Origin of the sequence: Xenorhabdus sp. SGI240, assembly GCF_040081915.1 — a bacterium.
GTDB classification, from domain to species: domain Bacteria; phylum Pseudomonadota; class Gammaproteobacteria; order Enterobacterales; family Enterobacteriaceae; genus Xenorhabdus; species Xenorhabdus bakwenae.
The window spans coordinates 170,446-181,969 of sequence record NZ_JBEBMB010000006.1; the positions used below are offsets into that span (position 1 = coordinate 170,446).

The 11,524-nt window shown below is 45.5% G+C and carries 10 protein-coding genes; 1 reads left to right on the forward strand and 9 read right to left on the reverse strand.

Going from position 1 to position 11,524, the window contains the following annotated elements; all coding sequences use genetic code 11:
* Positions 1–185: 185 nt before the first annotated feature.
* The 3 genes from flhA to ABLA76_RS02725 form a co-directional block, all read right to left on the reverse strand.
* Positions 186–2,288, reverse strand: coding sequence for a flagellar biosynthesis protein FlhA (gene flhA, locus ABLA76_RS02715; RefSeq protein ID WP_348986765.1), 2,103 nt, complete (start codon positions 2,286–2,288; stop codon positions 186–188).
* The gene (gene flhB, locus ABLA76_RS02720) at positions 2,281–3,432 is read right to left on the reverse strand and encodes a flagellar biosynthesis protein FlhB (protein ID WP_285810928.1); all 1,152 of its coding nucleotides are present in this window, start codon (positions 3,430–3,432) and stop codon (positions 2,281–2,283) included. Before flhB ends, flhA begins: the two co-directional genes overlap by 8 nt.
* A gap of 195 nt (positions 3,433–3,627) precedes the next feature.
* Positions 3,628–5,004, reverse strand: coding sequence for a sodium:alanine symporter family protein (locus ABLA76_RS02725; protein WP_348986766.1), 1,377 nt, complete (start codon positions 5,002–5,004; stop codon positions 3,628–3,630).
* Between the two features lie 311 nt (positions 5,005–5,315).
* Here ABLA76_RS02725 and ABLA76_RS02730 point away from each other — a divergent pair, with 311 nt between their 5' ends.
* Complete coding sequence (locus ABLA76_RS02730; protein WP_348986767.1) at positions 5,316–5,879, forward strand: recombinase family protein; 564 nt, start codon at positions 5,316–5,318, stop codon at positions 5,877–5,879.
* Here ABLA76_RS02730 and ABLA76_RS02735 read toward each other — a convergent pair.
* The 6 genes from ABLA76_RS02735 to ABLA76_RS02760 all read right to left on the reverse strand — a co-directional run bounded on the left by ABLA76_RS02735 (position 5,876) and on the right by ABLA76_RS02760 (position 11,511).
* Positions 5,876–6,739: an alpha/beta hydrolase gene (locus ABLA76_RS02735; RefSeq protein WP_348986768.1), complete on the reverse strand. Its 864-nt coding sequence runs from the start codon at positions 6,737–6,739 to the stop codon at positions 5,876–5,878. The two genes, ABLA76_RS02730 and ABLA76_RS02735, sit on opposite strands and share 4 nt — an antisense overlap.
* A gap of 65 nt (positions 6,740–6,804) precedes the next feature.
* On the reverse strand, positions 6,805–7,461 hold the full coding sequence (gene cheZ / locus ABLA76_RS02740; protein ID WP_047771147.1) for a protein phosphatase CheZ: 657 nt from the start codon (positions 7,459–7,461) through the stop codon (positions 6,805–6,807).
* A gap of 9 nt (positions 7,462–7,470) precedes the next feature.
* Positions 7,471–7,860: a chemotaxis response regulator CheY gene (cheY, locus tag ABLA76_RS02745; protein ID WP_047771148.1), complete on the reverse strand. Its 390-nt coding sequence runs from the start codon at positions 7,858–7,860 to the stop codon at positions 7,471–7,473.
* Between the two features lie 80 nt (positions 7,861–7,940).
* Positions 7,941–8,993 (reverse strand): chemotaxis response regulator protein-glutamate methylesterase, encoded by a 1,053-nt coding sequence (locus ABLA76_RS02750; RefSeq protein WP_047771149.1) that lies wholly within the window; start codon positions 8,991–8,993, stop codon positions 7,941–7,943.
* Positions 8,986–9,873: a protein-glutamate O-methyltransferase CheR gene (cheR, locus tag ABLA76_RS02755; protein WP_348986769.1), complete on the reverse strand. Its 888-nt coding sequence runs from the start codon at positions 9,871–9,873 to the stop codon at positions 8,986–8,988. The genes ABLA76_RS02750 and cheR overlap by 8 nt, the downstream gene beginning before the upstream one ends.
* A 6-nt stretch (positions 9,874–9,879) precedes the next feature.
* Positions 9,880–11,511 (reverse strand): methyl-accepting chemotaxis protein, encoded by a 1,632-nt coding sequence (locus ABLA76_RS02760; protein WP_348986770.1) that lies wholly within the window; start codon positions 11,509–11,511, stop codon positions 9,880–9,882.
* Positions 11,512–11,524: the final 13 nt, after the last annotated feature.

An 11,524-nucleotide genomic window follows, 5' to 3' on the forward strand; every position in this document is an offset into this window, starting at 1 on the left:
AGAGTAATCCATAATAAGGTGATCGCCGAAGCGATCACCTTATATACCAATCCAACTTCAAGGTGCGTGTTATATTTCCCCGCGCAGCGGGGAAATATAAGGCCTCGCGTCGTCTTGCGGATTACAACCTGAAGTTTATCGAGTATATTCATTATTTTTTCGTCAAGACAGTGTGTTTATTAAGACTACCTCGCCCCCCCAATCGTTGCCGTCATTCTGATTTGACGATTGTCGGTGATTTCAAGGTTGGACAGTACAACTAATCTAGGCAGTACACGTCGCAAGAAGCGAGACATCAGTGGACGAAGTGCATGGTTGACCAATAATACAGATGGCGCTCCCAACATTTCCTGGCGCTCCAATGCCTCTGCCGCCTGACGTTCCAAACTTTCTGCCAAACCTGGCTCCAATCCACCACCATTTTGCAGTGCTTGCAGCAGCAATCTTTCCAATCCGGTATCCAGACCAATGACTTTGATTTCATCCGCACCCGGGAACCATTTCTGGGCAATCGCTCTGCCAAGTGCGATTCGAATAATGGCAGTCAATTCATAAGGATCTTTCTGTACCGGAGCATGTTCTGCCAGTGTTTCAACAATCGTACGCATATCGCGGATCGGCACTTGTTCTGCCAGCAGGTTTTGCAAAACTTTATGCAAAGTTGTCAGGCTGACTACATCAGGAATAAAATCCTCTGTCAGTTTTGGCATTTCCTGACTGACTCGCTCAAACAATTGCTGCGCTTCCTGCCTTCCAAATAGCTCACTGGAATGCTGGGATAGTAAATGGTTTAGGTGAGTGGCAACAACCGTGCTGGCCGCTACAACAGTATAGCCTTGCACTTGCGCCTGTTCCCTTAGGCTGTCATCAATCCAGACAGCAGCCAGACCAAAGGCGGGATCTGTCGTCAAGTCACCTTGCAATTCGCCCACAGCTCCACCCGGATTAATCGCCAACCATCGTCCCGGATGGGCTTCGCCACGCCCAATTTCTACGCCTTTCATCATGATACGGTAGCTGGCGGGTGCCAATTCAAGATTGTCACGAATATGCACCACGGGGGGCAGATATCCCACTTCTTGCGCAAATTTTTTGCGAATACCGCTAATACGACCCAGCAATTCGCCGTTTTGGCGAAAGTCCACCATGGGGATCAAACGATAACCCACTTCCATACCCAGTGGATCTTCCAGTTGCACATCCGACCATGAGGCTTCTGCGGTTTGTTGCTGCTCTTCCACCGCTTTCATCTCTTCATGTTGTGCCACCAGCGGATTTTTGTCCTTACGCAAGAGGAAATAGCCCACGCCCGCCAAAGCGGCCGTAAATAACAAAAAGACAAAATTTGGCATTCCCGGCACCAACCCAAGCAGACCGAGTACACCCGCACTCAACATCATGACTTTGGGATTGTTGAAAAGCTGGGTCACCATTTGCTGGCCAACATCTTCATCCGTCGCTACACGCGTTACGATAACACCTGCCGCTGTGGAGATAATTAATGCAGGCAACTGAGCAACCAATCCATCACCAATGGTCAGCAAGGTATAGGCTTCTGCGGCATCCCCCAAAGATAAGCCGTGTTGAGCGACACCAACGATCAAACCACCAATAATATTGATCACCAGTATCATGAGTCCGGCAATCGCATCGCCACGTACAAATTTGCTCGCACCGTCCATTGAGCCGTAAAAATCCGCTTCCTGCGTAACGTCGGCCCGGCGTTTTTTGGCTTCATCTTCGCCGATCAATCCAGCGTTCAAATCAGCATCTATCGCCATCTGTTTACCCGGCATCCCATCCAATACAAAGCGCGCACCAACTTCTGCAATACGCCCTGCACCTTTGGTAATAACCATAAAGTTAATCAGGATCAAGATAACGAAAACGACGATACCAATGGCAAAATTACCACCGACCAGAAAGTGACCGAAGGCTTCTACAACTTGCCCAGCTGCGGCAGATCCTGAGTGCCCTTCCAGCAGGATTATTCGCGTAGAAGCGACGTTAAGTGATAGACGCAGTAAGGTTGAAAATAGCAAAATGGTCGGAAATGCGGCAAAATCCAGCGTCCGGCGGGTAAACATTGCCACCAGCAGGACCATAATGGAAAGCGCGATGTTGAAAGTGAATAGCAGATCAAGCAGGAATGGTGGCAACGGCAGTACCATCATCGACAAGATCATGAGGATCAGAACAGGCCCTGCAAGCATTTGCCACTGGGAGCCTTTTATATTCCCCGGTAAACGATTTCCTGATAAACGTAGTAATGAGGCCAGATTAGCCATGACGATTATTTTCTCCAGCAAAATCCAGTGCTGGCGGCACTGGCAGATTTTCAGGTTTTTTCGGTTTCAGGCCACCTTCCTGTTTCCAACGTTTCAATTGGTAAACCCAGGCAAGCACTTCTGCGACAGCTGCATATAACGCCGCAGGAATAAAGCCGCCAACCTCAGCATGGCGAAACAACGCCCGTGCCAAAGGTGGAGCTTCCAGTAATGGGATGCGATTTTCCGCACCCATTTCTTTAATACGCAAGGCAATGAGTCCTGCCCCTTTTGCCAATACTTTAGGAGCGCTCATTTTTTTGCTGTCATACTGCAAGGCAACGGCGTAATGAGTCGGGTTGGTGACAATGACATCCGCCTTCGGCACATCCGCCATCATGCGCTTACGTGCAGCTGCTCGCTGTTGTTGACGAATTCTTGCCTTTACATGTGGATCCCCTTCTTGTTCCTTAAATTCATCCTTGATCTCCTGACGGGTCATTCTCAATTTTTTCAGGTGACTACGGATCTGATAAAGCACATCAAACGCGACCATAGGTATCAACATAAATAAGACAATGTAACTGGCAAAAATCAGCATCATCATGGCATCGCTCAAGGCTATCAGCGGATGCTGGGCAGCCAAGTTGAGCATAGTAGGCCAGTTAAGCCAGATAAACAGGGCTGCACCACATCCCACCAGTGATGCCTTCAAAATGGCTTTGAATAATTCAGCCAGTGCATTCATGGAAAAGATTTTCTTCAGACCAGAGAGGGGATTCAGTTTAGCCAAGTCAAATTTGATGGATTTTGAGCTGAATAGCAGCCCTCCCATCAATGCGGGTGCACTGAGGGCAACCAATACCAAACCGATAAAAACCGGCAACAGCGCCCAGACCGCTTGTTTCAGTAATCGCCCGACTTGTTGCACCATCTGTTTGTCGTTACTGACCATGTTATGGTCGAAATTAAATCCTTCAAACACCATCAGGGAAAGTTCATGAGTCATCGATTGTCCACTCATCCAGAGCAGGCTTACCCCTCCCGCTAACATCAGGATTGAAGTGAGTTCCTTAGAACGCGCAATTTGCCCCTCTTTGCGAGCTTTTTCCCGTTTATGGGGTGTGGGTTCTTCGGTTTTTTCGAGATCGCTATCTTCAGCCACAGCTTTCCTTGGTGAGCGTTCATGATTACATGCAGAAAATTTGCCGGCAGGAGAGGGCAAATAAAATTATGTTAAGCATGACAAAAGCCCAGAAATTCAATGGCGGGAACACTGCAAAATTTGCGGGGGTATTTGAGGCATTATGATAACAGTCTTGAATTGAGATGGCTGCTATCAGCCATCTCAACGCGTTTTTCAATCCGTTTTAATGGGTGCCTTGATATCAATACTATCGGCATTAACATCACGAATATGATCTTTCGTCAGACGATAAACAACCGGACTGAGAAAGGCAATGGCTATCAGGTTGGGGATCGCCATCATGGCATTAAGGGTATCCGCCAGCAACCAGACAAAGGTTAACGACTGAGTAGCACCAATCGGCAACGCGATAATCCAGGCGATACGAAAAGGCACTATCGCTTTTGGACCCAATAAATATTGGATACATTTCTCACCGTAAAAACTCCACCCCAAAATGGTTGTAAAGGCGAAAATAGCCAGGGCAACAGCAACGATATAGTTGCCTCCCGGGATCACGGCTGAGAAGGAAGCGGCGGTCAGTGTTGCGCCTGTTTGACCTGTCAGCCAGCCACCGGTAATAACAATGGTCAAGCCCGTCACGGAGCAGACGACGATCGTATCAATAAAGGTTCCCAGCATGGCAATTAAACCCTGACGAATGGGGTTTTGGGTTTTTGCCGCTGCGTGGGCAATAGGTGCACTTCCCATGCCCGCTTCGTTAGAGAATACACCACGGGCAATACCAAAACGGATCGCCGCCCAAACTGCTGCACCAGCAAATCCACCCTGTGCCGCAACGGGAGTAAAAGCGGATTTAATGATTAAAGCAAATGCATCGGGAATAGCGGTAAAATTGAGTGCCAAAACAATAACCCCTGCCCCAAAGTAACCGACAGTCATCACAGGCACTAATTTACCTGCCACATCAGAAATGCGTTTGATACCGCCAATTAACACGGCACCAACCAAAACGACCAAAATACCGGCCGTTATGGTTTTTTCAATCCCAAAGTTACTTTGTAATACGTCAGCGACAGAGTTGGCTTGTACCGTATTGCCGATACCAAAACCCGCAATACTGCCAAAGAAGGCAAAGAGAGTTCCCAGCCAAATCCACTTTTTTCCCAAGCCATTTTTGATGTAATACATCGGGCCGCCAACGTAATTACCGTTTTTATCGGTTTCACGGAAACGTACCGCCAGTACCGCTTCCGAATATTTCGTTGCCATACCCACCAATGCAGTCATCCACATCCAGAACATGGCTCCCGGCCCACCCATCACAATGGCTGTCGCCACACCTGCGATATTTCCGGTTCCGATTGTCGCTGACAAAGCTGTCATGAGTGCGTTAAAAGGTGAAATTTGACCTTCACCCCGTTGTTCATTTTTTTGAAAGAGTAATTTGAATCCCGTGCCGAGTTTACGGATCGGCAGGAAGGACAAGCGGATTTGCATGAAGATCCCAATCCCCAAAAGCCCAACTAGCATGGGAACACCCCATACTACCCCGTTTAACGTACTTAACCATTGTGTAATTAATTCCATATACACCCTCGGCATTTAACTTAACAAGTTGGCAACAAAATAATTTCAATTAAATAAAGAGCATTTTGGGAAAATAAGCGAGGATTAATTGAGTATCTTTGGCAAGAAAAAATGGATACTGTGAGTTGAGTCACTCGTTAAGGTTATTCTTTATCAATCTTATGAATAATAATTCTTCTTACATCCTTACTCTGATATCCCCCCCATAATTAAATTTTTATCTCGACATTAAATAAATTAAAGGTTTTTTATAGCAAATAAATGCGTATTATTTACTTTAAAATAGTTCCAGGGTAACTAAAGGACTATCTGTGGCAAGAGTTGGTTACATCCGAGTGTCAACAAATGACCAAAATAGCAATTTGCAAAGAAATGCGTTAGTCAGCATTCACTGTGAGCTGATCTTTGAAGACAAGATCAGCGGGAAAACGGCTAATCGTCCGGGGCTAAAACGCGCCTTAAAACATCTCAAGTCTGGTGATACGCTGGTGGTTTGGAAGTTGGATCGGTTAGGGCGTAGTGTGAAGAATCTGGTCACACTGATTTCAGAATTGCATGAACGTGGTATTCACTTTCAAAGCCTGACCGACAGTATTGATACCAGTACAGCAATGGGACGGTTTTTCTTCCATGTGATGAGTGCACTGGCAGAAATGGAACGTGAACTGATTGTGGAAAGAACCAATGCAGGTCTAGCCGCAGCACGGGAACAAGGGCGAATTGGTGGACGACCGGTGGTATTTACCGAGGAAAATCGACAACAAGCCGCCAGATTACTCAATAAAGGGCACAGCCGAAAGCAGTTGTCGATTATTTACAATGTCTCGTTGTCAACAATTTATAAGTATTTACCTGTAGGTAAGGTAATGAATTAGCTTATAAAATCTTTTATCAAACTCACCCACTCTGTGGGTTTTTCAATGTGTACTGCGTGACCACTGTTAATAGCTTTATATGTACTGTTGTTAATATTTTTATGAACTTCACGTACCAGATAAGGCGGGATCAATGTATCACTGTTTAATCCAATAACCAGTGTGTCTTTATCTATTTGAGTAAGATACTCTTTTATGTCTATGGTTAATCCCAATGCAATCCGTTTTTCTATCTCTTTTTCTCCAGGTTGAGAGCAGATCCGCTGTAGGGTTTCATGACCCAGCGATGAGAGAAACTCGGGACTTAAGGCATGTGATAAAGCGAAAGCCATCGCTGATGGTTTATCATTCAATTCCAAATGTAACCAGGTATTAAATAGCAATTGATGGCGGGGATCACTGCTTGTCGCCCACGGTGCAGTCAATATTAATTTATCAATGCACTTTGGGTATTTGGCTGCTACAACTGCCGCAACGACGGCACCCAGAGAAACACCGACTAAATCAACAGGAAAATTACTGCTATCTTCTATCACAGCAGCAACTTGTTCCACCAGGTGCTCAATAGTCAATGTTTCTGACGGTAGTTCAGAATTTCCACATCCTGCATAATCAGGGATGATAACGGTTCGGTCACTGCTAAACGCCTTTTTTATCTCTCCAAAGCTACTGTTACCACGACTATTTGTGCCATGTAAGAAGACAATTGGTTTTTTGTTATTTTGCGAATTTTCTGGCAATTCCTGACGGTAAGAAACCAATGAATCTTTTAACTTAATGACTTTATCAATCAACGCCACAATGCTTTCCTCTGCATAACCTGAATTAATGCCGTCGAAGCAGGCGTTTGGGCCAGCCATCCGGCTCACCCAAACGCACCAAAAATATAAAGTTCTGTTCGTTGTTAAAACAATGACACGCGTTATCAAAAACCTAAACTATCCAACAAATCATCAACCTGTTCCTGATTGGTAATAACACCAGCACCATTCTGGTTAACCTGAGGGCCGTTAAGAAGACTATCGTTCTCTTTTTTCGCTTTAGCCATCTGGTCAGAAGGCATATTTTCCATTAATACCATGACCAACTGTTTTTCCAGCTCCTGAATGACTTCCATCATCCGTTTAATTACCTGCCCGGTCAGATCCTGAAAGTCTTGCGCCATCATAATCTCAAGCAATTGGGTGTTGGTAAATGAAGTATGATCAGGGACGAGATTCAGATAGTTTCTCGTGTCCGTTACCAGTGAGCGGGCATCGGGCAGCGCTAAATTTTTCGGATTTGCAAACCATTCATCCCAACGTTGGCTCAAGGCTTTTGCAGACGATTCCAATTCGTTCTGACGAGGCTGTGCGACTTCAACGCAGTTCAACACCCTTTCAGCCGCTTGTGCTGTCATTTGAACAACGTAATTTAATCGCTCTCTCGCATCTGGGATCGCTTCAGCCGCCTGAGCGATAGTTTGATCCAATCCCAGCTCACGTAAACTATCGCGCAGCATTCTGGTTAACTGCCCAATCCGGCTGATTATTTCACTGGTTGAAATCGCCTCACTTCTCGGCATGACTGGATTTTCACTCATTTTGTCTCCTTAGAGCCCCAATTTTTCAAATATTTTATTGAGTTTCTCTTCCAAAATAGCCGCAGTAAACGGTTTCACAACATAACCGCTAGCGCCGGCTTGTGCTGCTGCAATAATATTCTCTTTTTTTGCCTCCGCCGTTACCATCAGGACAGGTAAAGCGGCCAGCTTTTCTTCATTGCGAATCGTTTTCAACAACTCAAGGCCATCAATATTTGGCATGTTCCAGTCAGAAATCACAAAATCAAATTCGGCAGTGCGGAGTTTAGTCAACGCTTCTGCCCCATCCTGTGCTTCATCTACATTGTTGAACCCCAACTCTTTCAGTAGATTACGCACAATTCGACGCATAGTTGAAAAATCATCGACGACCAAAAATCTCAGATCCTTACTTGCCATAAAAACTCCTTGGAATTTCACTTATCCAGCAGCACAGCGCTGCAAAAATTAACATCAAATACAACTACCAAATACAACGACTAAATACGAACCGATTGCCCCGCACTGATTTTGGCCAGCATCGTTTTACTGATTTTTTGCAAATCCATGATTTCATCTACCGCCCCTAACTGGATCGCGGCACGTGGCATGCCAAATACGACACAACTTTTTTCGCTTTGTGCCAATGTGTAAGCCCCTGCCTGCTTCATTTCCAGCAGACCCGCCGCGCCATCATTACCCATGCCAGTTAAAATAACGCCTACCGCATTGCGCCCGGCAGATTTAGCAACGGAACGAAAGAGAACATCAACAGAAGGACGATGGCGATTAACTGGCTGGGTATGCGTTATCATGATTTGATAATTGGCACCACTGCGGCAAAGTTCCATATGACGATCGCCAGGTGCAATGTAGGCATGTCCCGGCAGGACACGTTCCCCATCCTCAGCTTCTTTTACCGTGATCTGACTCAGTTTATTAAGTCGTTGTGCAAAAGAACGGGTAAAACCCGGAGGCATATGTTGAGTAATTAATAAAGCCGGACTGGTGATCGGCAGGGGTTGCAGCAGGTTTTTGATTGCTTCTGTTCCTCCTGTCGATGCCCCTACTGCGATGAGTTTTTCACTGGATAATAGTGGTTTGAAATTCAGTGGTGCAGTACTTATAGATATCGGTTCCACAGGACTGATTTTAGCCTGGGCTGCGGCACGGATTTTTTCGGCAATCAGTTCGCTATAAGCTAACATACCTTCACGGATACCCAATTGTGGCTTAGTCACAAAGTCCACAGCACCCAGTTCCAGTGCCTTTAATGTAATTTCCGAACCTTTTGCAGTCAGAGAAGAAACCATCACAACAGGCATAGGACGTAACCGCATTAATTTTTCTAAAAAATCAATGCCATCCATACGTGGCATTTCAACATCCAGTGTTAATACCTGCGGGTTGTGCTTTTTGATTAAATCACGGGCAACGAATGGATCCGGCGCACAATCCACAACTTCCATATCAGGGTGACTATTGATAATTTCCCGCATGATTTGACGCATTAACGCCGAATCATCCACACAAAGAACAGTTATTTTATTCATGACCCCTCCTTGCCCGATTGACACCGTAAACGGTATGTCCTTGCAAGTAGAACTCTCGGCTGATTTGAGTGACGTTTTCGGAATGCCCTGCAAAGAGCAAACCATCCGGTTTTAAGAAAGTGACAAAACGGCGCAAGATCCTTTCCTGTGTCTTTTTGTCAAAATAAATCATAACATTACGGCAGAATATCGCATCAAATTTACCTTCGAGTGCCCAATCAGAATCCAGTAGGTTCAAATGCTGAAAACTCACCATTTCAGCCAGTAAAGGACGAACCCGTGCATATCCTTCAAAGCGTCCAACCCCTTTGAAAAAATATTTTTTCTTTTGACTTTCACTCAGATACTGTAATTCTTCCAGTCGATAAATACCCTGCCTGGCTTTTTCCAGCACACTGGTATCAATATCGCTGCCAATAATTTTTATCCGATTTGACCGATGCCCCAGTGCATCACACAAGGTCATTGCAATAGAATATGGCTCCTCCCCGGTTGAAGCGGCAGCACTCCAAACACGGTATGTTCCGCCATTTTTCCCGCTGGCATGAGCGGCCAGAATAGGAAAATGATGAACTTCCCTGAAAAATGCAGTGAGATTGGTGGTCAATGCATTAATAAAAGATTCCCATTCTTTGCTGTGACTGTCTTGCTCCAGAATTGACAGATATTGACCAAAATCATTAAGTCCTAATACACGAAGCCGCCTGACTAAACGGTTGTATACCATCTCACGTTTACTTTTTGCCAGTACTATGCCAGCCCTTTGATAGATAAACTGGCAGATGCGCCCAAATTGCGCATCCGACAAAGCATGTCGCTGAAGCATAAAGTTCAGCGGTGCAGTAGCTTCAGTATCTGAAGCTATTGAATTGGCTTTCATCTGACCTCAGCGTAGTTGATTTACAACATGCTCATCAGTCATGTTTGATGTAGCGGTCGCTTGATGATCGTACTCATCTTCCAAATTGTCGGGCAGTTCAAATTGCGCAACAGTTTTTACCAACATGTCCGCCTTGTCTTCAAGGGCAGCGGCGGCAGCGGCAGACTGTTCCACCAATGCAGCATTTTGCTGGGTGACTTGATCCATCTGACTGACGGCTTGAGCAACTTGATGAATGCCACGGCTCTGTTCATCAGAGGCAGCAGCAATTTCAGCCATTAAATCAGTTACCTGGTTCACCGACCTAACCAGCTCATCCATCGTTTGTCCCGCATTATTCACCAATTCTGAACCCTGGTTAACACGATGGACAGATTCATCAATTAAGGTTTTGATTTCTTTCGCCGCTTCGGCGCTACGTTGTGCCAAGTCACGTACTTCACCGGCGACGACAGAGAATCCGCGTCCCTGTTCGCCGGCACGTGCCGCTTCAACGGCAGCATTCAGCGCCAAGATATTAGTCTGGAAAGCAATGCCATCAATAACACTGATAATGGCGCTGATTTTCTTCGAACTTTTGGCAATTTCATCCATAGTTGCCACGACACTTGTGGTCAACTCACCACCTTTTGAAGCGGTCTGAGAAGCAGATATTGCCAGTTCGCTGGCTTGACGTGCATTTTCTGCGTTCTGTTTCACGGTAACCGTCAACTCTTCCATACTGGCAGCCGTTTCTTCTAATGATGCGGCCTGTTGCTCTGTACGTGAAGATAAGTCCGTATTACCCTGAGTGATCTCTTGAATGCCAGAATACATCTGGTTGGTATTCTCACGCACAGCAGCAATGGATTTGACTAATGATGCCTGCATGTCCCGCAGTTTGCGGAAAATATCACCAATCTCATCATCGGTGAACACGGCAATTTCCTTATCCAAACGCCCTTGCGCTACATCCTGGAAGCAAGTTCTCATATTCGAAAACGGTCTGAGCAGGTTACGTTTCATCCACCAATTAGCGGCGACTGAAACAATAAATACCATCAAGACGGCACCAAAAAACATGGCAATGGATACTTTGTAGTAAAATTTTCCCTCAGAAACTGCTGAGTTAATGTTCGCGCCGAGAAATTGCATGTAATTGTTAAATGCAATTTCCATTTTACGCTGGTAATCTTCTGTAGGTTGATCAAGGAAGGCCTGAAAATTACCTTCATACAGATAAGTTTTTAGCTCTTTTAATGCGTTGATATATTCTTGATAAGAATGTTCAACCGCAGTTAATAAAGCGGCGCCATGATCAGTTTGTTCCATCCGAGGTAGTGAACTGAATTTGGCAAAATTCCGGTCTGCGTCATTCATTGAGCCTTTAAGTAACGCCTCCATTGTCTCTATCTGCGTTTGTGGCTGCCCCACTCTCTGGGCTATTGCGATTTTGTTCAAAGTATTACGCGTTTGCAACAATGCCGACCAACTCAATCCAAGGGTATCTCTCCGCTGAGTACCCAGATCAATTCTTTCGATATATGTCTGGTCTGTATGAATTATTCCCAGAGACAAACCACTCGAAATAATTTGCATAACACAAAACATCATCAGTAACAGATATAAACTGGTTGATATGCGAAGCTTGCCTAACATGTAATCACCTCGT

Coding starts and splice junctions, on each gene's coding strand:
- flhA (WP_348986765.1), bottom strand. CDS start 2,288: ATGGCTAATCTGGCCTCATTACTACGTTTATCAGGAAATCGTTTACCG.
- ABLA76_RS02725 (WP_348986766.1), bottom strand. CDS start 5,004: ATGGAATTAATTACACAATGGTTAAGTACGTTAAACGGGGTAGTATGG.
- ABLA76_RS02735 (WP_348986768.1), bottom strand. CDS start 6,739: ATGGCTGGCCCAAACGCCTGCTTCGACGGCATTAATTCAGGTTATGCA.
- cheZ (WP_047771147.1), bottom strand. CDS start 7,461: ATGAGTGAAAATCCAGTCATGCCGAGAAGTGAGGCGATTTCAACCAGT.
- cheY (WP_047771148.1), bottom strand. CDS start 7,860: ATGGCAAGTAAGGATCTGAGATTTTTGGTCGTCGATGATTTTTCAACT.
- ABLA76_RS02750 (WP_047771149.1), bottom strand. CDS start 8,993: ATGAATAAAATAACTGTTCTTTGTGTGGATGATTCGGCGTTAATGCGT.
- cheR (WP_348986769.1), bottom strand. CDS start 9,873: ATGAAAGCCAATTCAATAGCTTCAGATACTGAAGCTACTGCACCGCTG.
- ABLA76_RS02760 (WP_348986770.1), bottom strand. CDS start 11,511: ATGTTAGGCAAGCTTCGCATATCAACCAGTTTATATCTGTTACTGATG.